We start from the raw sequence: 24209 nt of genomic DNA, 5'->3' as shown, positions 1-24209 counted from the left end.
CCCGGTGTTGAAAATTGCTTATTTTTGCAAAAAGTGAAGTGAAGAAAGGAGAAAGCAGTATATGGAAGAAAATATAAGTCAGAAGGAAAAGGAAAAAGCCGAAGAGGAAATGATCGAACAAGCATTCCAAGAACTGTTGAACGACTATTTGGCCACCAAACACCGCAAGCGCATCGAAATAATAACCAAAGCATTCAACTTTGCCAACCAGGCGCATAAGGGCATCAAGCGTCGTTCCGGCGAGCCCTACATCATGCACCCCATTGCTGTGGCAAAGATTGTCTGTAATGAGATAGGACTGGGGTCTACTTCCATATGCTCGGCATTGCTGCACGATGTGGTGGAAGACACTGACTACACCGTAGAGGATATCGAAAACATCTTCGGTCCCAAAATCGCCCAGATTGTAGACGGGCTGACAAAGATTTCCGGCGGTATCTTCGGCGACCGTGCCTCGGCGCAGGCGGAGAACTTCAAGAAGCTGCTGCTCACTATGTCCGACGATATCCGGGTTATCCTCATCAAGATAGCCGACCGTCTGCATAACATGCGTACACTCGGCTCCATGCTGCCCAACAAACAGTTCAAGATTGCAGGCGAAACACTCTACATCTATGCTCCTCTCGCCAACCGCCTCGGCTTGTACAAAATCAAGACAGAACTGGAAAACCTGAGCTTCAAGTACGAACATCCGGAAGAGTACCACGAGATAGAAGAGAAACTGGAAGCCACCGCTGTGGAGCGCGACAAGGTATTCAATGAGTTCACCGCTCCGATACGGGCGCAACTGGACAAAATGGGACTGAAATACCGTATCCTTGCCCGTGTAAAGTCCATCTACTCCATCTGGAACAAAATGCAGACCAAACATGTCCCCTTCGAGGAAATCTATGACCTGCTTGCTGTCCGCATCATCTTCGAGCCTCGCAATATAGAGGAAGAGCTAAACGACTGCTTCGACATCTACGTCTCCATATCCAAGATATACAAGCCCCACCCCGACCGCCTGCGCGACTGGGTGAGCCATCCCAAAGCCAACGGCTACCAAGCCCTGCACGTCACCCTTATGGGTAACAACGGGCAATGGATTGAAGTACAAATCCGCAGTGAGCGTATGAATGACGTTGCCGAACAAGGCTTTGCCGCCCACTGGAAATACAAAGAAGGCGGAGGCAGCGAAGATGAAGGCGAACTGGAGAAATGGCTGCGTACCATCAAAGAAATTCTGGATGACCCGCAACCGGACGCCATCGACTTTCTCGATACCATCAAACTAAACTTGTTCGCGTCGGAAATTTTCGTCTTCACCCCGAAAGGCGACCTCAAGACCATGCCGCAGAACTCTACGGCACTGGACTTTGCCTTCTCCTTGCATACCGACATCGGCAGCCACTGCATCGGCGCCAAGGTAAACCACAAATTGGTCCCCCTAAGCCACAAACTGCAAAGCGGTGACCAGGTAGAGATATTGACCTCCAAATCGCAACGCGTGCAGCCGGAGTGGGAAGTATATGCCACCACTGCCCGTGCCCGTACCAAGATTGCCGCCATCTTGCGTAAAGAAGCAAAAGCCTATCAAAAAGAAGGTGAAACCATACTGAACGAATTCTTCAAAAACGAGGATATACGTATGGATGATGCCGCTCTGGACAAACTGACCAGGCTGCACGGCTTCCACACCCGCGACGAGTTGTTCGTTGCCATTGGTAACAAGCGGGTTGTGCTGGGCGATGCCGACAAGAATGTGTTCAAGGAAAAACAGAACAGCAACTGGAAGAAGTTCCTGACCTTCTCCTTCGGTAACAAGGACAACAAGGATGCCAAAGAACAACCGGAAGAGAAAGCACCGCAAGAGAAAATCAACACCAAGCAGATTCTGAAGCTGACGGAAGAGACCATCTCAAAGAACTATATCATGGCTGACTGTTGCCACCCCATTCCGGGTGACGACGTACTGGGATACATCGACGAACAGAACCGTGTTGTCATCCACAAGCGCCAATGCCCCGTTGCCACCCGCCTTAAAAGTAGCTACGGAAACCGTATCATCGCCACCGAATGGGACACTCACAAGGATTTGTCGTTCCTCGTCACCATATATATAAAAGGTATAGACAGCATGGGATTGCTGAACGAAGTGACCCAAGTCATCTCCCGCCAGCTCAACGTGAATATCCGTAAACTGACCATCGAAACCAACGATGGCATCTTCGAAGGAAAGATACAGCTCTATGTACACGATGTGGACGACGTGCGCACTATCTGCAATAATCTGAAGCAGATACAGAATATAAAACAAGTGACGAGAGTAGAGGAATAAACGGAGTGGTATTCTACTTCAGTCCTTGGATATTTTCCTTCAAGTTCTCCACATCCTCGTAGGTAAACTCATCCAATGCCAGTTTCATGCCTACCAGTTCTTCGCGGATAGCTCTGAGGCGATCTACGATTTCAAAGTTACGTATCGTAGCTTCCTTATTGTCTTTTATCCGTTGGCGGGCGCCGGGCAAGGTCATCCCGCGCTCCTTCACCAGATGATAGATAAGTTTCACTGTCTCAATGTCCTCCTTACGGTACTGGCGTATTCCCCGCCCTCCTTTCTTCGGATTGAGTTGCGGAAACTCCTTTTCCCAGAAACGGAGCAGCGATTCGTTGACGTCGAACATGGCAGCCACCTCACTGATGGAGTAATATAACTTCAAATTCTTATCTGTATTCAACATGATGTAATCCTTTCTTTATCAATCATCCGTCAATCAAGCACCTTACCATTGTTCGCAGCAATCTGTATCATGCGGTCATAATCCTCAGCACTGAGGTCCATAAAGTAGTAGTTGACGGGATTCACAACCTTTCCCTTGACGTGTACTTCGTAGTGCAAATGCGGACCAGTGCTCTTGCCCGTACTGCCTACCCCGCCAATGACCTCACCACGTACCACTTTCTTGCCTAACTTCGTCCGGAAATCGCGCAAGTGTGCATATACTGTCTGGTAACCGAATCCGTGATCTATCACGATTCTATTGCCATAGCCCGATTGCCAGCCCATCTGCACCACAGTACCGTCTCCCGTGGCATAGACGTCTGTACCCTGAGGAGCCGAAAAGTCCATACCCTCATGGAACTTGCTGGTACCATAAATGGGGTCGATACGCGTACCGTAACCGGAAGCAGTCTTACGGAGGTCCTTGTTCGAAACAGGCTGTATGGCAGGAATGCAACGCAGCATTTCATCATGATTCTTGCACATCTCCACCACGTCATCGAAAGAGCATGACTGAATATAGAGCTGCTTCGTCAGCATGTCCATCTTCTGGGTGGTATTGATAACCAGGTCAGAGTTTGCCATATCCATCAGATGCTCATAGCGGTTGGTGCCGCCATATCCAGCCTGACGGATGGCAGAAGGAATAGGGTCGGCCATGAAAATCACCCGGTACAGATTGTCGTCACGCTGCTGTATGTCCTGCAGCACTCCCATCGCCTCGTCCAGCCGACGGGAGAGCACGTTGTACTGCGCCTGCAGTTTGCTGTTCTCCTTCCGCAGCTCCTTCTCCGACGGAGAACCGAAGATAAGCAGCAATACGATGAAACTGCCCGCACCCAGCCCCATACCGATGAACAAACGGCGGAGAATGCTCAACGCCCGCTGCCTCACGGTAGGATAAATACGGTCATACGTCTGCGTCTGGGGATTATAAATGTAGTAAACTTTGCGCATCTTAGGAAATATTTCGCTTGTCAATGCGACAAAAGTAATAAAAACAAGCTATCTTTGCACAGTTTTTTCAAGAATATTAAGACTAAGTAGCAAGTAGTTAGTAGTAAGAAACGGACAAAAAACGACAGAAGAAGATAAATCAAATTAGAATCAGATAAATCAATAGAGAGTATGTTGACTGCAAACGAAATCAGAGACTCTTTCAAGAGTTTCTTCGAAAGTAAAGGTCACCAGATAGTGCCTTCGGCCCCGATGGTGATTAAGGATGACCCCACGTTGATGTTCACCAATGCGGGAATGAACCAGTTTAAAGATATCATTTTGGGCAACCACCCGGCGAAATACAAAAGAGTTGCTGACTCGCAGAAATGCCTTCGCGTAAGCGGAAAACACAACGACCTGGAGGAAGTAGGTCACGATACCTACCACCACACCATGTTCGAGATGCTGGGCAACTGGTCGTTCGGCGACTACTTCAAGAAAGAAGCCATCTCCTGGGCATGGGAGTATCTGGTGGATGTATTGAAACTCGACCCCAAAGACCTCTACGCCACCGTATTCGAAGGTAGCGCCGAAGAAGGACTGGAACGCGACAACGAAGCTGCTTCTTACTGGGAGCAGTTCTTGCCGAAAGACCACATTCTGAATGGCAACAAACACGATAACTTCTGGGAAATGGGCGATACGGGACCGTGCGGTCCGTGTTCGGAAATCCATGTGGACTCCCGTTCGGAAGAAGAGAAGGCCAAAGTACCCGGCAGCCAGCTGGTGAACAAAGACCACCCGCAGGTGATTGAAATCTGGAACCTCGTGTTCATGCAGTTCAACCGCAAGGCAGACGGCAGCCTGGAAGGACTTCCCGCCAAGGTTATCGACACCGGCATGGGCTTCGAGCGACTGGTGCGCACACTGCAAGGAAAGACCTCCAACTACGACACCGACGTGTTCCAACCGATACTGAAAGCCATCGGAGACATAGCAGGCAAGAAGTACGGCGACGATGAGAAGTCGGACATCGCCATGCGTGTGATTGCCGACCACATCCGTACCATCGCCTTCTCTATTACCGACGGACAGCTTCCAAGTAATGCCAAAGCAGGTTATGTCATCCGCCGTATTCTCCGCCGTGCCGTTCGCTACGGCTACACGTTCCTCGGACAGAAGCAGGCATTCATGTACAAGCTCCTCCCCGTACTCATCGAGAACATGGGTGCCGCTTATCCCGAACTGAATGCACAGAAGGAACTGATTGCCAAAGTTATCAAGGAAGAAGAAGATTCCTTCCTCCGCACTTTGGAGACGGGTATCCGCCTGCTGGAAAAGACCATGGCAGACGCCAAAGCCGCCGGCAAGAACAAAATCAGCGGAAAGGACGCCTTCACTTTATATGACACCTTCGGTTTCCCGCTTGACTTGACGGAGCTGATTCTCCGCGAAAACGGCATGACTGCCGACATCAAGGAGTTTGACGCCGAAATGCAACAGCAAAAACAACGTGCCCGCAATGCCGCTGCCATAGAGACCGGTGACTGGATTACGCTGAAAGAAGGTACCACTGAATTCGTGGGATATGACTATACGGAATACGAGACATCCATTCTGCGCTACCGCCAAGTGAAGCAGAAGAACCAGACCTTATATCAGATTGTACTGGACAAGACTCCATTCTACGCCGAAAGCGGCGGTCAGGTAGGCGATACCGGTGTATTGGTAAACGAGTTCGAAACCATCGAAGTAGTAGACACCAAGAAGGAAAACAACTTGCCCATCCACATCACCAAGAAGCTGCCCCAACATTTGGAAGCTCCGATGATGGCATGCGTAGATACCGACAAACGTGCTGCTTGTGCTGCCAACCACTCTGCCACCCACTTGCTGGATGCCGCACTGCGCGAAGTATTGGGCGAACATGTAGAGCAGAAGGGCTCTTTGGTTACACCAGACTCCCTGCGTTTCGACTTCTCACACTTCCAAAAGGTGACGGACGAGGAAATCCGCAAGGTGGAACACATCGTTAATGCAAAGATTCGCGCCAACATACCTTTGAAGGAATACCGCAACATTCCTATCGAAGAAGCCAAAGAACTGGGCGCCATCGCTCTGTTCGGCGAAAAGTACGGCGACCATGTACGCGTTATCCAGTTCGGTTCTTCCGTAGAGTTCTGTGGTGGTACACATGTGGCTGCAACCGGAAACATCGGTATGGTGAAGATTATCTCCGAAAGCTCCGTGGCTGCCGGTGTGCGCCGTATCGAAGCCTACACGGGTGCACGCGTGGAGGAATTGATGAACACCATCGAGGACACGCTGCACGACCTGAAGGCGCTCTTCAACAACGCACCCGACCTTGCCGGAACCATCCGCAAGTATATCGACGAGAACGCCGGACTGAAGAAGCAGGTAGAGGACTTCATGAAAGAGAAAGAAGCACAGCTGAAAGAAAGACTGCTGAAGAACGTGCAGGAAGTCAATGGCGTTAAAGTCATCAAGTTCTGTGCCCCGCTGCCGGCAGAAACAGTGAAGAACATCGCCTTCCAGCTGCGTGGCCAGATTACGGAAAACTTGTTCTTCGTGGCCGGAACAGAAGCCGAAGGCAAGCCGATGCTGACCGTCATGCTGAGCGACAACCTTGTGGCAGGTGGACTGAAAGCCGGTAACCTGGTGAAAGAAGCCGCCAAACTTATCCAAGGCGGTGGCGGTGGCCAGCCCCACTTTGCAACTGCCGGCGGTAAGAATGTTGATGGACTGAACGCTGCCATTGACAAAGTATTGGAATTGGCAGGATTATAATCGAAAATAATTGGCAAAACACTTGACATCGCCTCTGCGATGTTGTATATTTGTAACGTCATTTTTTAGATATTTAAAAATTAAACTACCGGGAAAGGAGGAGCATTGCTTCTCCTTTTCTTTTTACCCTCCACAGTATTCCATTTGAAATGCCACATGCCGGCTCCCCAAACTCCACACCTTACCATCCTAAATGCCACACCTTAGCAAGTGAAATGGCTGGCATTTACCCTCCAAAGCCCTGGGGTTTCCGTGAAAAGCCCTGAGGTTTGGGACAGTGAAGTGGAGGGAACGGATGATTAGTCCAGAACAAACAGACAATACATTCGAAGCAAACGAATGATGCATACAGAACAGACAGATGATGCACAACAGAAACAAAAACGGGAAGCCTAAGCCTCCCGTCTGTTAATCTTTCGTAAATCTACTCTTGACAAGATTTTCACTAAAACCTCATTCCGTCCGAAGTAGAAACATCTCGCGATAAACCACCAGTGCACCTTCGGGCAACAAACCGGAAGGACAGAAAGGAGTTACATTTTCCGCAAGTACACATTTACCATTTCCCGAGACCGTCCGCGTAAAGAGCCTCTTCTCTCCATTATAAGTAAACTGCCACAGTGCATATGTATCTCCGTTCTCATCTTCCACTGGAACTGTCTCGTATATTCCCATTAGCGGTTCCTCCTCTTTCCCCGTCGGATAGATTTCCAATACACCTTTCCACATACTATTGGAGAAATCTTCGGGTACCAGCACATAATACCCGCCATCCTTCACCCAAGGACGCTCGGCAAGCGCCTTAGAGACATCACTCAGCAGTTCCGTCAGTGCACCATTACTGATACCATACTCGGAGCCCATCTTCGTCAACGTATATTGCCTGCGACCTTTCACCGTGATGCGCAGTTGGGTCTCCTCACCGGAACCATCCATCACCTTCACAATCGTCTCTCCCTCTGCCAACGGATGAATTTTGATACGCTGATAACCGTTGACCTCATCGGTAAAAGTCACGGAAGCCACCGACTCATGTTCGTTAATCACATTATAGGAACCGTCACCACCGTCAATGCCCAGCACTGTATCTTCGTTTGTTTCAGAAAGATAATAAGAAAGATTAGACACCAGATTATCACATGTCCCAATCTGATAAATAGGCTCCACGCCTTCGAAAAGTACCATGCTCCGGTAATCGTCCTCGCAACCGGAAGCGGTAAACAGCAGTGCTATCAAGGCAAAGAGAGAATATAGCTTCTTCATACTTGTTCTGTTATAGTTGTTCTATCTACAAAAATACAAAAAATACCGGAATACTGCATCGGTACCCCTCTCTTTTTCAAACGATTTGTTCTTTCGGATAGTTCACCAAGTAGAGCGTTCCCGTGGCACGGGTAAAAGCCGTATAGAGCCAACGAAAGTAATCGGGTGTCAAATATTCGTCCGTCATATAGCCCTGGTCCAGAAATACATTCCTCCACTGCCCGCCCTGCGCCTTGTGGCAAGTCACGGCGTAGGCATACTTCACCTGCAAAGCATTGTAATACGGGTCTGCCTTCATCTTCTTCATCCGCTCACGCTTCACGGTGATGTCGGCATAGTCTTCGAGGACGGAATAGAAAAGCCGGTCGTTCTCTGCCTTAGGCAGCGCAGGCGAGTCGGTATGCAGCGTATCGAGCAGCATGTTCACTTCCAGTTCAAAGTCGTTATAGTCAGGAAAGACCAGCGTCACGTCCGCAAAGCGGAAACCATACAGCTCCCGCGTACGGCGCACGCGGCGCACTACGGCAGTCTCACCGTTGGCAATGAAGTCCATCTCCTTCTCTTTTTCCGTCCAGAAGTAGTTATTTTTCGCCACCATCAACAAATCACCGGTGTTCAATTCATCCTCACGCCAGAGAATCTGCGCACGGATGCCCTTGTTGTAGATGTTCGCCCGCTTATTGGAACGGCACACCACGATGGTTTCATCCAGCCCGTCGCGGTCGTAGCAAGAGCTCAGCGTCTCTATCAGCTCATTACCGGGCAGAACTTTAATATCGGCAAACCCCGAAACCTTTATCTTTGGCAGGCTGTAACAATCGTCTTCCGCTATCAACTGCCTCAGGCGGGTGGCATTCCACAAGATACCCGACTGCTGCTCCTGACGCACTACCTGCGTCAAGTCCACCTCCACCACTTCCAGCCCGTAGCCTTTCAAGGCATCGGCAAAGAGGGCAGGACTCTGCTCCTCCCCCACTGGCGGCAGCTGTGCCGTATCGCCCATCAGCAGCAAACGGCATCCCTGGCCGGAATAGACAAACTGCACCAGGTCGTCCAGCAACCTGCCCGTGCCGAACATGGAACCGGACAGTCCCTCATTGGAAATCATCGAGGCCTCATCCACTATATAGAGAGTGTGAGTTGTCAAATTATCGTTCACAGAAAAATTGCTCAGCTCGTTGGAGAAAGATTGCTGTCTATAGATTTTTTTATGAATTGTAAACGCCGGATGCCCCGCATACGATGAAAAAACTTTTGCCGCCCGCCCGGTTGGTGCCAGCAATACCGACTTCTGTTGCAGCTTATCCAACGTCCGCACCAAGGCACCGACCAACGATGTTTTACCCGTCCCCGCATAACCACGAAGCATAAAAACCACCTCGCTACAAGGTGATAGAAGGAACTCCGATAAAGATTTTACAGCAATTTCTTGCTCAGGAGTTGGTTGGTAAGGAAAATTTTCCTTAATTTGCCTTTCTAAATAGTTATTTATCATTTTTGTAACAGAAAAAAGTAAAGGGAACTATCGTTTTTAAATTAATTTCTTTTATTTTTGCGGTGCGAATATAACAACTAAAAAACATATTTATCATGAAAACAGTATTTAATGTCATTTTAGGCTTATGTGCTTTGGTGCTAATTTATATTTGTTACGCCAGCATTATGGGTCCTATCAACTTTGAAAAAGCAAAGAAGCACAGAGATGCAGCTGTCATTGCACGTCTGATTGACATCCGTAAAGCACAATTGGAATATCGTACTTTACATGACCAGCAATATACTGCAAGCTTCGACTCTCTGATTGACTTTGTTAAAAACCAGAAACTTCCGTTCATCTTCAAGCAAGGAGAACTGAACGATAAGCAGCTGGAAGACGGTCTGACTGAAAAGAAAGCCATCAACATCATCAATAAAGCCAAGAAGACCGGCAAATATGATGAAGTAAAGAAATGGGGATTGGAAAACTTCAAACGTGATACCTTGTGGGTAGCCGTATTGGACACTATCTTCCCGAAAGGTTTCAACCCCGATTCAATGAGATATGTTCCCTTCGGAAACGGTGCACAATTCGAAATGGCCATCAAGAACGATACAGCCAAATCCGGTGCTCCTTTCTGTTTGCTCGAAGTGAAGACTCCGTATGAAGTTTACTTGAACGGTCTGGATAAGCAGGAAATTGCTAACATCAAGGACGTACAAACCAAACTTGGCAAGTACTGCGGTCTGATGATTGGTAGCTTGGAAACAGCTAACAACAACGCCGGTAACTGGGAATAATCTCACCCCGACAAACGTATGATAGAAACGACTGATTTTAATAAATCGGAACAGTATACATTATCCATCCGTCTCAGCACGGATGGATTTTCTTTTTCTGTGTTCAATCCTCTGGGCGACGGTGAGTTTTCTTACTACGACCGTGAAGTGGATGAGTCCCTCTCCCTCACTGCCAATCTGAAACAGACTTTCCGCGAGCTGGAGTGGCTGAAACGCCCCTTCCGCCGTGTCAATGTGCTCATGGCAGACAAACGCTTCACGTTCATTCCCCTGGAGTTCTTCGAAGACGAACAAACGGAAATCATCTTCTATCACAACCACCCTAAACGGGAAAATGAAACCGTACAATACAACATACTGCATAAGAACAACACTGTCGTACTGTTCGGCATGGATAAGAGTGCCTGTTCCTTCCTTCGCGAACAGTATCCCGGTGTCAAGTTCTATTCCCAAGCCAGCCCCTTCATTGAGTTCTTCTCTTCAAAGAGCCGCTTGGGCAACAGCCGGAAAATGTATGCACACTTGCGAAAAGATGCCGTAGACGTATACGGCTACGAGCGCGGACGCCTGCTTCTAGCCAATTCCTTTGAGTGCAGAAGCACACCCGACCGTGTCTACTACCTATTATATATATGGAAACAACTCGGCTTCGAGCAGGAGCGCGATGAGCTGCACCTAACCGGTGACCTGAACGACAAAGAGCTGCTACTGCCCGAACTGCGAAAATTCATCCGGCAGGTATTCATCATGAATCCCGCCACTAATCTTGACCTGCAAGCCATAACCCTATGCGAGTAATCAGTGGAATATACAAAAGACGACGTTTCGACGTGCCCCACTCCTTCAAGGCACGCCCCACCACAGACTTTGCCAAAGAGAATCTGTTCAATGTACTCTCCAACTACATGGACTTTGAGGACGGCATCCGTGCCCTCGACCTATTTGCCGGTACGGGCAGCATCAGCATCGAGCTTGTGTCCAGAGGCTGCGACCAAGTAATCAGCGTGGAAAAAGACCGCGACCACTATGCCTTCATCTGCAAGATTATGCAGGAATTAAAGACGGACAAGTGCCTGCCCATACGCGGTGACGTATTCAAATACCTCAAAAGCGGACGGGAGCAATTCGACTTTATCTTTGCCGATCCTCCCTACGAACTTGCCGGGCTGGAAACTTTGCCCGACCTTATCTTCGAAAACAACCTGCTGAAAGAAGACGGCCTCTTCGTTCTGGAACACGGGAAGAAAAACAGTTTCGAAGGACATCCGCACTTTGTGGAGAGAAGGGTGTACGGGAGCGTGAACTTCTCATTCTTTAAACGGAAAGGTGAAAATTGAAAATGGGAAATGAATGGTGAGAATGTATCAGGTATTGATTTTTATCTCATTTTCAACTTTCCACTTACAAAAGCGGCGCCATCAGCCGCACCACACTCTCTGCAGCCTTACGATACCAAGGGCGCTTCACCCAGTTCTTCAGGAATACCTGTACGCAGTCGCGCTGATCTTGGAGGAAGATTTCGCGCATCTGAAGCGCTGTTTCTGTGTCATAGATGAAGGCATTCACCTCAAAGTTATGTTCAAAACTGCGAAAATCCACATTCGTGGAGCCTACCGTGGACAACTCATCATCCGAAACCATCAGTTTGGAGTGTAGGAAGCCCTTCTTATAGAAATAGACCTTGACTCCCGAATAGAGCACATCTGCCAGATAAGAGCAGGAGCCCAGATGTGTCAAGCGATTATCAGCACGCATGGGCAGCATCAGACGCACATCCACACCTGATAAGGCAGCTGTCTGCATGGCAACAAGTACGGCTTCGGTTGGCAGGAAGTAGGGAGTCTGGATATAGAAGTATTTCTTTGCGCTGGAAATGGATATGACGAGGCCCTGCATAATGTCTTTCCATGGGCCCACGGGCTCACTCGTTACAATCTGTGCCAAGGAAGTACCGTAGTTTTCTATTTTCGGGAAATAGCGGGTAGACGTAATCAGTGTACGGTCCACAAAGTACCAATCGAGCAGGAAGGCGGTCTGCAATCCGTGAACAGCCTTGCCCTCCAGCAGCAGATGTGTATCCCGCCAGATGCCCCATGAGAATCCGCGCATATAGCGTTCGGCAAGATTCATCCCCCCCACAAAGCCGATGTGCCCGTCAATGACAACTATTTTCCGATGATTACGATAATTCACCTTGCTGGTGAAAAGCGGAAAACGTACCTTCAGGAAGCTGCGTACCTCGATACCGGCCTCGCGCATCTCTTCAAAAAAACGGTTGGGAACATGCCAGCAACCCACATCATCATAAATCACACGTACCTCTACCCCGGCACGCGCCTTTTCCATCAGGACATCACGCACCAAGCGCCCGATGGCATCGTCCTCAAAGATATAGAATTCCATGTGGATATGCTTCGTTGCTTTCCCCAATTCGCGCAGCAGGGATTGCAGCATGGAGAGCCCCAGGGTATAGACTTCCACCCGGTTTCCATCGAAGGGGAAAGCCTGGTTGGTATTACGGAACAAAGATATGAGACGGCTGTAATTGATGGGAAGCGTACATGAATCCTGCGCCAGATATTCCGCCATAGGTTTCTTCAACAAGCGACTGTAACTCTTCTTCCCTATCATGCGCACACGGCGCTGACTACGCCCGAAGAAGAAGTAAAACACCAGCCCCACGATAGGAAGGAACATCAATACCAGTATCCATGCCATGGTTTTCACCGGATTGCGGTTGTCGAGGATAATGACGACAATCGTTCCGATGATGGCACCGAAATAAACAATGTCGAAGGCTATCGTAGCAATCTGGCTGGCAATAAAGTTCCAATCAAGCATGTTCACAGACAATTAAGTGTGAAACAAATGTAGGAAAAAGAAATGAAGTACAAAAAATGAAATGAAAGAAAAAGAAAAGGAAAATCACAAAGACACAGAGATACAGAGAGCTTATATAATATAAAGAATAAGCTCTGTGCCTCTGTGTCTTTTACAAACCTTATACAGAAAAGGATTTTAGAACGGCCTATGCCCTCCGAAACGGCCAGGACCATGCCCCGGACCAAAGCCCGGACCACCGAAGCCACGTCGACCCTGCATCTTGTCGCGTGCGGCCTTGCTGCCGAAAATATTCAGACGATAGATGAAGTGAAGCATGCAATAGCTGTTCACGCCGTTATATTCGTACACCGAGCGACCGCTTGCAGTCAGCGAACGACTGATGTTGCTCTGCTTCTTCAGAATGTCGTACATCTCGAAGCTGACAGTGGCATTTCCTTTCAGAAAAGTCTGCGACAACTGCGCATTCCAGATAAGCTCATTACGGTTCATACTACTGTCCGTATATCCGCGACGGCTCTGATTGGCAATGTTGGTAGAGAGCGTCATGTTCCACGGCATGGAAATCTGCGTATTGGCACCGTAGGAGAAGGTATAGGGCTCCTGGTTATTGTCAGGCGTCAGTTTATCCTTCTCTATTGAATAGGAGATGCTTCCGTTCAAGCCGAATTCAAACCAGTCGTTACGATAGGCGGCATTCAGACGTTCGCCCAGCGTCAGGTTGGTGGTCGTATTCTTCCGTTCCACGGCATCTGCTCCCTTACCGGACGTCAGATAAGCCACATTGTTCTGATATCTGGCATTGGAGAAAGAACTGATGGTGTACTTCTTATTGGGCAGCGCTGTATTGAAGCCGAACAAGCCGAACGCATTCCAATTACCGTTGATATTCTTCGGAGTTGTAGTCCATCCACCGGTTTCCGAATTGTACACACGGCTGTTGCTGATGCTATTCTGCGTTGCCGAGAAATTGACGTGCGACATAATACCGCGTTGCTTTTCGGCATTATACGTATTATAGAAAAATCTCATGCTGTGCGTGAAGGAAGGCTTCAAGCCCGGATTACCGATACGCACATTCTGCGGATTGGAGTTGTCCACAATCGGCAACAGATTCTCCATACTCGGTTGGCTGCTACGCCCGCGGTATGTTATACGCAGCTGGCTCACTTTGGAGAAACGGAGGCGCAAGTCCAGGTTCGGAGCGAAGTTGAACACATTGCGGGTGGTATCAATCATATAGTCGCCACGTTTATAGGACAACACAGAATGTTGCGGCTGAAACGACATACCTGCGCTCAGCTGATACTTCTCGCGGATAAAGCGTAAGGACACGGATGCATCGTGGTTGTAGTAGCGATATTCCGCATACTTACCCAGACTGTCCACCGCATGCTCTTCATATCCCGTGGGAAGCTGGGTTGACAATCCCCAATCCGGAAAGCCCTGCAAATCGTACGTCGTCTTGTCACTCTCACTGTACTTGTACTGGAACTGATAGCTGAATTGCAGGAAAGTGGCACGGGCTATCGGTTCGCTGTAAGTCAGCTGTGCACTGTAATTGTAGTTCTTGGTAGGAGTAGTGATGTACTGGTTACGTACCAAGATGGAGTCTCCTCCCAAAGCATTCAACAACTGGAAGTAGTGCGTTTCCGACTCCGTATACTGGTTGTTGTCAGTATTGGTATAACCGAACCTTCCACGGAACGTGACATTGCGTCCTTTGTCATTCAGCTTTCTGTTCAACTGCAAGGTTGCATCCGTAGACACACTCTTATTGTCACTCAGCGAACCGCTATTGATGGCATTTATACGGATACTTCTCAACGGGTCATCGTCCGGATTGAGAATCTTCTCCAGATTCAGCCAGTTATTGGGGGCGCTCACCAGACTGTAAGGGTCGGAATTGAACGTACCGTTCTCAGAATTGGAGAGATTGTCCGTTTTACCATACGAGAAGTTGGGGCGGAAAATAATATTCGTCATCGAATCCGGCTTCCACTCCATACGGAAATCGGCATTGAAATTCTTGGCTTTGTTACGTTGCTTGCTGTTCGAGTTGGAGTAAGAGTTGCCGTCCGGCAGAAAGTCCTCGGTAGAGCCAATGCTTGCAATGTCCCCATCCTGATAGTTGTAGCGTGCACTACCACCCAGTTCCAGTTTATCGGTCTGGGTAGCGAAGTTTACACCCAGCATTTTCGTTGCAGTAAGTCCGTTGTTCCTGCGCCAGCGCGGAGGACCGCCACCGCCTGAAAAGCCTTGGTCGTTCACGTTATTGGCAGAGCCAATAAGAGTAACTTGAGTATTTTCAACAAGACGGTTCAGCATAACACGTCCCATGTAGCGGTCTTCCGTACCTCCGGCCACATCGGCATTACCGAACCACCCCTGGTTCATGCCTTTCTTTACGGTCAGGTCGAGCACCGTCTCCTCCTCACCGTCGTCAATACCGGTGATACGTGCCAAATCGGACTTCTTGTCGTAGGTTTTCAGCTTCTCTATCATATCTACCGGCAGATTCTTCAAACCGGTCTTTACGTCTCCACCAAAGAACTCCTTCCCGTCGACCATAATCTTCGACAAGTCCTTACCGTTGATTTTCACATTCCCCTCGTCATCAATCTCCGCACCGGGCAACTTCTTCACCAGCTCTTCGAGCATGGCTCCCTCGGGGGTACGATAAGCAGAGGAATTATAGACCAATGTATCTTCCACCACCTGCACTTGCGGCGCTTCTGCCGTAACCACAGCCTCGGCCAGCATCACCGCATCCGTTTCCAGTGTCAGGGTACCCACGTTCTTGGCGGTTGTCGTGGCATAAAGATGTAAAGGGATGTACCGGCTCTTGAACCCGATATAAGAAACCTTTAGCACGTATTTACCCGCACTGACTTTGGGAAGAGTGAAATAACCTTGTGCCGTAGTAGCCGTACCCGATGCCTGGACACTGTCTGGCAACAAAAGCAACTGCACGGTAGCTTGTATCGCGGGCTCCTTGGTGTCCTCCACGACACGGCCCGATACCGTAATGTTTTTGGTCTGTGAGAATGCAGACAGCGTTGTTACCAACAGCAACGCCATCCCCGTGATAATTTTCTTCATGTGTCTATTCTTTGTCTATTCTTAAATGAACAATGCCTTTTATTCACTGTTTCATTTGACAGACTTCCGGGCAAAAGGTTTAATGCCCCACATGACGATTTGCTCCGTTTATCGACTATTCCGCTTAAATAATCTATCAACTGTCGCTTTCTTTATACCAAATTCCAAGCAAAGCACATTCAATATAAGAAATATGAGAAAAGAAGAAGAATCGACCGAAAGGAGGTCACCCTGCGCCACCCGGTAGAGCATACCGCCGAAGATAAAAAGAACGGTCAGAAAGATGGCATTGCGCGTGGCCTTGTTGCGCACCTGCTCTATCTCCTTATTCTCGTTCTTCGTCAAGGCAAAGATTATCATCAGTGCCCCCATCATCATCAGGAGTTTGGAGCATTCCTTGTAAAACAGCAAGTTGGCATCTGTCACTTTTCCCCACAATAGGAATATGAAAGGGAGGAACAACGCCAAAGCTATGATGAAATAACCCAGCGGACGGCAATAAACGGGAAGTAATGCTCTCATTTCTATCAATCAATTACAAATTACTAATTACAAATAGTGGGAGGCAGATGACGGAAACGCCTTGCCACCCATAGAATTTCACGGGACAAAGATAACGTTTTATTGCCAAAAGAGCTATCTTTGTGCCACAATATAATGAAGAAGGCCCCCTTTCCTTCATAATCCGTAACATCAGTAATTGGTAATTCGTAATTTGTAATTAACAAGATGAGTAAACAAGAAGTAATCCTTTGCGAAGGACTGGCAAACAGCCTGACGCATGCCATAGCGAAGTGTCCCCATGACAAGCTTTTCATCCTTACCGACGAGCATACCCACCGCCTCTGCCGCCCGCATCTGGACGGTATCCCCGCCTTGGAAGAAGCGGAAGAAATTATTATCGGTGCAGAAGACGTACACAAGAATCTGGAAACGCTGGCTGCCGTATGGCAAGCCCTGAGTGAGAAAGGGGCCAGCCGCCACTCCCTGCTCATCAACCTGGGCGGTGGCATGGTGACCGACCTTGGCGGTTTTGCCGCTTCCACCTTCAAGCGGGGCATCGCCTACATCAACGTTCCCACTACGCTGCTCGCCATGGTCGACGCTTCCGTGGGAGGCAAGACGGGCATCAACTTCAACGGTCTGAAGAATGAAATCGGCGTCTTTGCTCCTGCCGCCTGCGTGCTGCTGGAAACCGAGTTCCTGCGCAGCCTCGATGCTCATAACTTCTTCTCCGGCTATGCGGAGATGCTGAAGCACGGCCTCATCAGTACCCCGGAACATCTGGCAGAACTGCTGGCCTTCGATACGGAGAAGATAGATTATGCCTTGCTGAAGTCCATGGTAGGACGTTCCGTGCAGGTAAAGGAACACATCGTAGAAGAAGACCCGCAGGAACATGGCATCCGCAAAGCCCTGAACCTGGGGCACACCGTGGGACACGCCTTCGAAAGCCTCGCCCTTGCCGAAAACCGTCCGGTGCTGCACGGCTATGCAGTGGCATGGGGGCTGGTCTGCGAACTATACCTTTCTTATATAAAGACCGGATTCCCGAAGGACAAGATGCGCCAGACCATCCAATTCGTCAAAGAGAATTATGGCAGCTTCTCCTTCAACTGCAAACAGTACGACCAGCTGTACGAACTGATGAAGCATGACAAGAAGAATACCGCCGGAGTCATCAACTTCACCCTATTGAAAGAAGTGGGTAACATCTGTCTCAACCAGACGGCAGACAAGGATACTATCTTCGAGATGTTCGACTTTTATAGGGAGTGCATGGGAGCATAGCACTCCCGGCAAGGAGAGACAGTATTCTCTGAATTCTTCCACATTCATCGCTCACTCCTCCCCCGAAAAGTCCTCCGTATCATTTTCCATCCCAACCGGGTCTTCATCCGGAATTCCCGTCTTTCCCTCGGCCCGCTCCTTTCGCAGCGTTTCCGGCCGCAACATATCGTGAGGGAAATATCGGCTAAGCGGATAACGGTAGAAATCCATCCCGCTGTTCAGCCTCGCCACCAGCGACTTATCCGGACGAAAATAGACACGAGATAAGCGCACCTTGCCCGGCATCACATCGTCGGGATGCTCAAACCCGTCACTCGTCACCGCCACATGGAAGGAACCCAGCCCCTTAATGGTCACCGACTCTCCCTCCATCAGCGCTTCCTCTATAAACTTCGGCAAATCTATCAATACACTCTGCACGTCTCCCGAACTCATCCCTTTTCTGGATGCCATACGCTGCGCCAGCAGCTCTGCCGTCACACCTCCACGCCGCTGTAACACACGCTGCACAGCATAATAGAGTTGCTTCACCCCTTCCGCCGTGCGGAAAACCTTCTTTCGAACCAAATAGACTATACTCATACTCTTTTCACAATGAACATAATGTTTCTTACTGCAACCAGACTGCCGACACCCCACCCGAAGTTTACTTCCCCTCAACAGAAAGCCAGTTTCCATACTGCCGGACAGCTATTCCCCAACATGCACGAGATGCACATCTCATGCAGTTCGAGACATACATCTCAACACACGCGAGATGTGCATCTCATACAGCAAAGATAATCATATTCCACCTGATATACAAATATCTTTCATGTATCGGGGAATAATGTTCCGCACCAGCTTACTCCGGCTCTTATCATTAATTAACAATGCCGCATGCAGGGTTTTCGCAAATATGCTATTTTTATAAAAGTGAAGCCTATTCCGAATGTTTAATTTAAAAGAGTACACTATGAAAATAAAGTCAATCTTTAACAAGAAAATTTTAATCGCTATTGCAACCATCAGTTCCTTAAGCCTCCAATCATGCCTGGACGACGATGATAATTATGCCATGAGATTCCCCAATGCCCTGGTAACGGTAAAGACCGATGCAGACCAGACAGTCTTTCTGCAATTGGATGACAAGACCACTCTGCTGCCTACCAACATGACGAAATCTCCCTATGGCGAAAAGGAAGTCCGCGCTTTGGTAAACTACAAGGAAGTGGACGAGCCCAGCGATATCTACACCCAAGCTGTACATATAAACTGGATAGACAGTATCCTTACCAAACCCATCGCCCCGGATTTGGGTGAAGAGAACGATACCGTATACGGCACCGACCCGGTGGAAATTGTGAACGATTGGGTGACCATTGCAGAAGACGGTTATCTAACCCTTCGCTTTAGAACTCAGCAAGGAGACTATCAAACAAAGCACTTTGTCAATCTGCTGCTGAGCGAGAATCCGGAAAACCCGTATGAAGTAGAATTCCGCCACAATGCCAAGGGCGATATTTACGGCAGGTATGCGGACGGTCTGGTTGCTTTCAAGTTGGATGCCCTGCCTGATACAGAAGGCAAGACCGTTAAATTGAAACTGAAATGGAAATCATTCAGCGGCGAAAAGTCTGCGGAATTCGATTATTGTACCCGGAAATCCGTAACGCCCGAAAGTCCGGCTGTCACTTCCGTAAGAAATAGCCTAAACCTGCAATAACTTCATTCAAAGTATGCCTGCCCGCTCAAAGCCATTGCCTTGCGAAGCAGGCATACAAGTAAAAAGAAAGTAGGGCACGTTGGCCGAAAGCCTTGAAACTGCAAAATATAGGTTCATTCAATAAAAAAAGCACTATAAATATTTGCTATTTTAAAATAAAGCCGTACATTTGCACCCGCAATTCGGGATGTAGCTCAGCCCGGTAGAGTACGCGTCTGGGGGGCGTGTGGTCGCAAGTTCGAATCTTGTCATCCCGACTGTTGAGCATTAAGGAGTTAAGTCTAAGACTTAACTCCTTAATTTTTATAGTATTTCTTAATGACAGACTTGCTGCCATGAATATGCTGAATATGTACAAAAAGAAGACGGTGCTATTCGCTTCAGTGAGAATAGCCCATCAAATTACTGGAATTCTCGTAAGAAATCTCTATTTTTGCACTTTAAACAAAAAAAATTATGGGAGCAGCTAAATGGATAGGCGGCATCATCGGTTTCATGGCCGGAGGACCGCTGGGAGCCTTGGCAGGTTTTGTATTCGGTTCACTGTTCGACACCGATTCAAATGACGCAGGCAGTTATTATGGAGAAGAACCAACGCGCGGCACTACCTATACCGGGCAACGGAACAGTTTCCTCTTCTCCATGCTCGTGATGGCTTCGTACATTATCCGTGCAGACGGGCGCATCATGCATAGTGAAATGGAATTCGTCCGCCGCTTTCTGAGAAGCACATTCGGTGAGGCTGCCGTGGGCGAGGGAGAACGAATACTGCTCAACCTCTTCGAACAGCGCAAGCAGATGGACAGACAAAACCCACTGGCATTTAAAAACACCATCCGTGACTGTGGAACGCAGATTGCCGCCAACCTGACATACGAGGAACGCTTGCAACTGCTGGTATTCTTGGTAGAAATTGCCAAAAGCGACGGACACGTCTGCAACGAGGAGATAGAAGCCTTGAAAGAAGTGGCCATGTACATGGGACTATCCGTCAAGGAAGTGGAATCCATGCTCAACCTGGGCGGCAGCTCACTGAACGAGGCCTATAAAGTACTTGAAATTGAACCTACCGCCACCAATGACGAAGTGCGTGCCGCTTACCGCCGCCTAGCCTTGAAACACCATCCCGACCGGGTGGCAACGCTGGGCGAAGACATCAAGAAAGCCGCAGAAGAGAAGTTCCAAAGCATCAACAATGCCAAAGAACAGATATACAAGGCACGAGGTATGAAATGACATACCTCGTGCCTTGCCTTGTGGACAGCATCATGACGTTTATAAACATTCTATATTAACATCAACCCACACATTTATGAAGAAAACCCTTGCAATCCTTGCACTAGGCCTTACTGCCATTGCCGGACATGCCGCCACGCCGCTCTGGATGCGCGATGTGCAAATTTCTCCCGACGGTACGGAAATCGCATTCTGCTACAAAGGAGACATCTACAAGGTGCCTGCCAAAGGTGGAACCGCCACACAGCTTACTACCCAAGAGAGCTACGAATGTACCCCCATATGGTCGCCGGACGGCAAACAGATTGCCTTTGCCAGCGACAGATACGGCAACTTCGACGTATTCGTGATGCCGGCAGACGGCGGAACCGCCCAACGGCTCACTACCCACTCCACCGGCGAGATACCCTCCACATTCACTCCGGACGGAAAGTATATCCTGTTTTCCGCCTCCATCCAGGACCCGGCAAGCAGCGCTCTTTTCCCCACGTCGGCCATGACCGAGCTTTACAAAGTACCTGCAACGGGAGGGCGTACGGAACAAGTGCTGGGCACCCCTGCCGAAGCGGTCTGCTTCGACAAGGCGGGCCAGCAGTTCCTCTACCAAGACCGCAAGGGATTTGAAGATGAATGGAGAAAGCACCACACCTCCTCCATCACCCGCGACATCTGGCTGTATGATGCAAAGACGGGTATCCATACCAACCTCACCGACCACGCGGGCGAAGACCGCAACCCGGTGTTGTCACCCGATGGAAGAACGGTTTACTTTCTGAGTGAGAGAAACGGCGGCTCATTCAATGTGTATGCCTTCCCACTGGCACAGCCCCGAGAGGTGAAGCCCATCACCAGCTTCAAGACACATCCCGTGCGCTTCCTCTCTATGAGTGACGGCGGGACGTTGTGCTACGGTTACGACGGCGAAATCTATACCCAGCAGCCGGATGCCACCCCGAAGAAAGTCGCCATAGAAATTGTGCGCGATGACCGGCCGCAATTCGCCAACCTGCAGTCTTCCGACGGAGCCACTTCTGCCGTTGTGTCCCCGGACGGAAAGCAGATTGCCTTCACTCTGCGCGGCGAAGTCTTTGTCACTTCGGCAGACTATGCCACTACCAAGCAGGTGACGCACACACCGGCACGCGAAGCGGGCCTCTCCTTTGCGCCAGACAACCGCACCCTGGCCTACGCCAGCGAGCGAGGCGGCAACTGGCAGCTCTACCTTGCCAAGATAGCCCGCAAGGAAGACCCTAACTTCCCGAACGCCACGCTGATTGAAGAAGAAGTGCTGCTGCCCTCCACCACCGTGGAACGTGCCCATCCGCAATTCTCGCCCGACGGTAAGGAACTCGCCTTTATCGAAGACCGCATCCGGCTGATGGTGCTCAATCTGGAAACGAAAAAGGTGCGCCAGATTACGGACGGCTCCACCTGGTACAGCACCGGCGGAGGATTTGACTACGCATGGTCGCCGGACGGCAAGTGGTTTACACTTGAGTTCACCGGCAACAAGCACGACCCCTACTCCGACATCGGCCTGGTCAGCGCAGAGGGAGGCAAAGACATCATCAACCTCACCAATAGCGGCTACATGAGCGGCTATCCCCGCTTTGCGCTGGACGGCAACGCCATCCTCTTCACCACCGAACGCTACGGCATGCGTGCCCACGCCTCATGGGGCTCGCTGAACGACGCCATGCTCGTCTTCCTCAACCAAGACGCCTACGACAAATACTGCCTGAGCAAGGAAGACTACGAACTGCGCAAGGAGCTGGAGAAGGAACAGAAGAAGTCTGCCGGAAAAGACACCCCCCAAGACAAAAACAAGGATAAAAAGAAGAAAGACGACAAGAAAGACAGCAATACTGACGAAAAAGATGACCAGCCGAAAGACATCGTCGTCGAGCTGCGAGGCATCGAAGACCGTGTGGTGCGCCTCACCCCGAATTCTTCCGACATGGGCAGCACCATCATCTCCAAGGATGGCGAGACACTCTACTACCTGGCTGCCTTCGAAGGCGGCTACGACCTCTGGAAGATGGACCTACGCAAGAAAGAGACCCGCCTGCTGCACAAGATGGACGCTGGATGGGCAGACATGCAGCTGGACAAGGACGGCAAGAGCCTCTTCCTGCTGGGCAGCCGCAAGATGCAGAAAATGGACACTTCATCCGATGCGCTGACCCCCATCACCTTCCAGGTAGATGCCAAGATGGATTTGGCTGCGGAGCGCGAATACATGTTCGACCACGTGTACCGCCAGCAGCAGAAGCGATTCTACAATACCAATATGCACGGAGTGGACTGGGAGAAGATGACCGCCGCCTATCGCCGCTTCCTGCCCCATATCGACAACAATTATGACTTTGCCGAACTGCTGAGCGAATGGCTGGGCGAGCTGAACGTATCTCACACCGGCGGCCGTTTCTATCCCAAAGGGCAGTTCGAGCCTACTGCCAGTCTGGGACTGTTCTTCGACTGGAACTACACGGGCCGGGGCATGCTCATTGCCGAAGTAGTAGAGAAAGGCCCCTTCGACACAGCCAACACCCGGGTGAAAGCCGGCACAGTCATCGAAAAGATAGACGGCGTGGAAATCACCCCCGATGCGGACTATTACACGCTGCTCAACAACAAGGCACGGAAGAAAACACTTGTTTCTCTCTTCGACCCGCAGACCAAGGAGCACTGGGAAGAGGTCATTATCCCCATTACGAACGGTGCGTTCAGCGATTTACTCTACAGCCGCTGGGTGAAACAGCGCGCGGCAGACGTTGACCGATGGTCGGGTGGCCGATTGGGTTACGTGCACATTGAGTCTATGGGAGACGACAGTTTCCGTTCTGTCTACTCGGACATCCTGGGCAAGTACAACAACCGCGAAGGCATCGTCATCGACACCCGTTTCAATGGCGGCGGACGCTTGCACGAGGATATAGAAATACTTTTCAGCGGACAGAAATACTTCACCCAGGTGGTGCGCGGCCGCGAGGCGTGCGACATGCCCAGCCGCCGCTGGAACAAACCCTCCATCATGGTGATGTGCGAGGCCAACTACTCCAATGCGCACGGCACGCCGTGGGTATACAGCCACCGCGGCATCGGCAAGCTGGTAGGTATGCCCGTGCCGGGAACCATGACCAGCGTCTCATGGGAACGCCTGCAAGACCCGTCATTGGTATTCGGCATCCCCGTCGTGGGCTACCGCCTACCAGACGGCAGCTATCTGGAGAACTCGCAGCTGGAGCCGGACATCAAGGTAGCCAATTCACCCGAGACCATCGTGAAGGGAGAAGACACACAACTGAAAGCTGCCGTAGAGGAACTGCTGAAGGAACTCGAAAAATAAGTACCGCCCTGCCCCACGCAGGAATACCGGCCATATAGGCCAATATATATTAAGGAGTTAAACCGTGGTTTAACTCCTTTTTTATATACCACAAGAAAACAATGCCTTTTTCTATCTCACTTTTTTGCACTATC

17 protein-coding genes and 1 tRNA gene are annotated in these 24209 nt (G+C 49.8%); 10 read left to right on the top strand and 8 right to left on the bottom strand.

Features of this window, described 5'->3' with window-relative positions:
• Positions 1-61 precede the first annotated feature (61 nt).
• Positions 62-2320 (top strand): bifunctional (p)ppGpp synthetase/guanosine-3',5'-bis(diphosphate) 3'-pyrophosphohydrolase, encoded by a 2259-nt coding sequence (locus EYA81_RS11690; RefSeq protein WP_117588666.1) that lies wholly within the window; start codon positions 62-64, stop codon positions 2318-2320.
• Between the two features lie 13 nt (positions 2321-2333).
• Here the strand turns inward: EYA81_RS11690 and EYA81_RS11685 are convergent, their stop codons facing one another.
• Positions 2334-2723 carry a MerR family transcriptional regulator gene (locus EYA81_RS11685; RefSeq protein ID WP_117588667.1) on the bottom strand — a complete coding sequence of 130 codons (390 nt, stop codon included), beginning with the start codon at positions 2721-2723 and terminating at the stop codon, positions 2334-2336.
• Positions 2724-2752: 29 nt separating this feature from the next.
• Positions 2753-3721: a M23 family metallopeptidase gene (locus EYA81_RS11680; RefSeq protein ID WP_117588668.1), complete on the bottom strand. Its 969-nt coding sequence runs from the start codon at positions 3719-3721 to the stop codon at positions 2753-2755.
• A gap of 171 nt (positions 3722-3892) precedes the next feature.
• On the opposite strand from EYA81_RS11680, the gene alaS reads away from it, so the two are divergent.
• Positions 3893-6511, top strand: coding sequence for an alanine--tRNA ligase (gene alaS, locus EYA81_RS11675; RefSeq protein WP_117588669.1), 2619 nt, complete (start codon positions 3893-3895; stop codon positions 6509-6511).
• Positions 6512-6964: 453 nt separating this feature from the next.
• On the opposite strand, the gene EYA81_RS11670 is transcribed toward alaS, so the two are convergent.
• The gene (locus tag EYA81_RS11670) at positions 6965-7774 is read right to left on the bottom strand and encodes a hypothetical protein (RefSeq protein WP_117588670.1); all 810 of its coding nucleotides are present in this window, start codon (positions 7772-7774) and stop codon (positions 6965-6967) included.
• A 76-nt stretch (positions 7775-7850) separates the two neighbouring features.
• Positions 7851-9269, bottom strand: a complete 1419-nt coding sequence (locus tag EYA81_RS11665) for an ATP-dependent RecD-like DNA helicase (protein ID WP_117588671.1) — start codon at positions 9267-9269, stop codon at positions 7851-7853.
• Positions 9270-9364: 95 nt separating this feature from the next.
• Here EYA81_RS11665 and EYA81_RS11660 point away from each other — a divergent pair, with 95 nt between their 5' ends.
• Genes EYA81_RS11660 through rsmD form a run of 3 tightly spaced genes read left to right on the top strand, consistent with a single transcriptional unit; the run spans position 9365 to position 11388 of the window.
• The gene (locus EYA81_RS11660) at positions 9365-10051 is read left to right on the top strand and encodes a hypothetical protein (protein ID WP_117964889.1); all 687 of its coding nucleotides are present in this window, start codon (positions 9365-9367) and stop codon (positions 10049-10051) included.
• 18 nt (positions 10052-10069) lie between these two features.
• Positions 10070-10849: a DUF3822 family protein gene (locus tag EYA81_RS11655; RefSeq protein WP_117588673.1), complete on the top strand. Its 780-nt coding sequence runs from the start codon at positions 10070-10072 to the stop codon at positions 10847-10849.
• On the top strand, positions 10840-11388 hold the full coding sequence (gene rsmD, locus EYA81_RS11650) for a 16S rRNA (guanine(966)-N(2))-methyltransferase RsmD (RefSeq protein ID WP_131225777.1): 549 nt from the start codon (positions 10840-10842) through the stop codon (positions 11386-11388). Before EYA81_RS11655 ends, rsmD begins: the two co-directional genes overlap by 10 nt.
• 64 nt (positions 11389-11452) lie before the next feature.
• On the opposite strand, the gene cls is transcribed toward rsmD, so the two are convergent.
• The 3 genes from cls to EYA81_RS11635 form a co-directional block, all read right to left on the bottom strand.
• On the bottom strand, positions 11453-12892 hold the full coding sequence (cls, locus tag EYA81_RS11645) for a cardiolipin synthase (RefSeq protein WP_117964893.1): 1440 nt from the start codon (positions 12890-12892) through the stop codon (positions 11453-11455).
• A 177-nt stretch (positions 12893-13069) separates the two neighbouring features.
• Entirely contained in the window at positions 13070-15994 is a 2925-nt protein-coding gene (locus EYA81_RS11640) for a TonB-dependent receptor (RefSeq protein WP_117964895.1), read from the bottom strand.
• Positions 15995-16102: 108 nt separating this feature from the next.
• Complete coding sequence (locus EYA81_RS11635) at positions 16103-16516, bottom strand: hypothetical protein (RefSeq protein ID WP_016274145.1); 414 nt, start codon at positions 16514-16516, stop codon at positions 16103-16105.
• A gap of 207 nt (positions 16517-16723) precedes the next feature.
• Here EYA81_RS11635 and aroB point away from each other — a divergent pair, with 207 nt between their 5' ends.
• The gene (aroB, locus tag EYA81_RS11630) at positions 16724-17785 is read left to right on the top strand and encodes a 3-dehydroquinate synthase (protein WP_117974686.1); all 1062 of its coding nucleotides are present in this window, start codon (positions 16724-16726) and stop codon (positions 17783-17785) included.
• Positions 17786-17836: 51 nt separating this feature from the next.
• Here aroB and EYA81_RS11625 read toward each other — a convergent pair whose 3' ends face one another.
• Positions 17837-18367, bottom strand: coding sequence for an HU family DNA-binding protein (locus EYA81_RS11625; protein WP_008665685.1), 531 nt, complete (start codon positions 18365-18367; stop codon positions 17837-17839).
• A 373-nt stretch (positions 18368-18740) separates the two neighbouring features.
• Here EYA81_RS11625 and EYA81_RS11620 point away from each other — a divergent pair, with 373 nt between their 5' ends.
• The 4 genes from EYA81_RS11620 to EYA81_RS11605 all read left to right on the top strand — a co-directional run bounded on the left by EYA81_RS11620 (position 18741) and on the right by EYA81_RS11605 (position 24075).
• On the top strand, positions 18741-19490 hold the full coding sequence (locus tag EYA81_RS11620) for a NigD-like protein (protein WP_165491384.1): 750 nt from the start codon (positions 18741-18743) through the stop codon (positions 19488-19490).
• A gap of 183 nt (positions 19491-19673) precedes the next feature.
• Positions 19674-19747 (top strand) — tRNA-Pro (locus tag EYA81_RS11615).
• 199 nt (positions 19748-19946) lie between these two features.
• Positions 19947-20726 carry a DnaJ domain-containing protein gene (locus EYA81_RS11610; protein WP_119961778.1) on the top strand — a complete coding sequence of 260 codons (780 nt, stop codon included), beginning with the start codon at positions 19947-19949 and terminating at the stop codon, positions 20724-20726.
• A 76-nt stretch (positions 20727-20802) separates the two neighbouring features.
• Complete coding sequence (locus EYA81_RS11605; protein WP_131225775.1) at positions 20803-24075, top strand: S41 family peptidase; 3273 nt, start codon at positions 20803-20805, stop codon at positions 24073-24075.
• The last annotated feature ends 134 nt before the right edge of the window (positions 24076-24209 follow it).

Origin of the sequence: Bacteroides sp. A1C1 (assembly GCF_004328515.1) — a bacterium.
Taxonomy (GTDB): Bacteria; Bacteroidota; Bacteroidia; order Bacteroidales; family Bacteroidaceae; genus Bacteroides; species Bacteroides uniformis.
The sequence above is the reverse complement of the archived record's forward strand: the minus strand, read 5'-3'. Positions and strand labels throughout refer to the sequence as shown.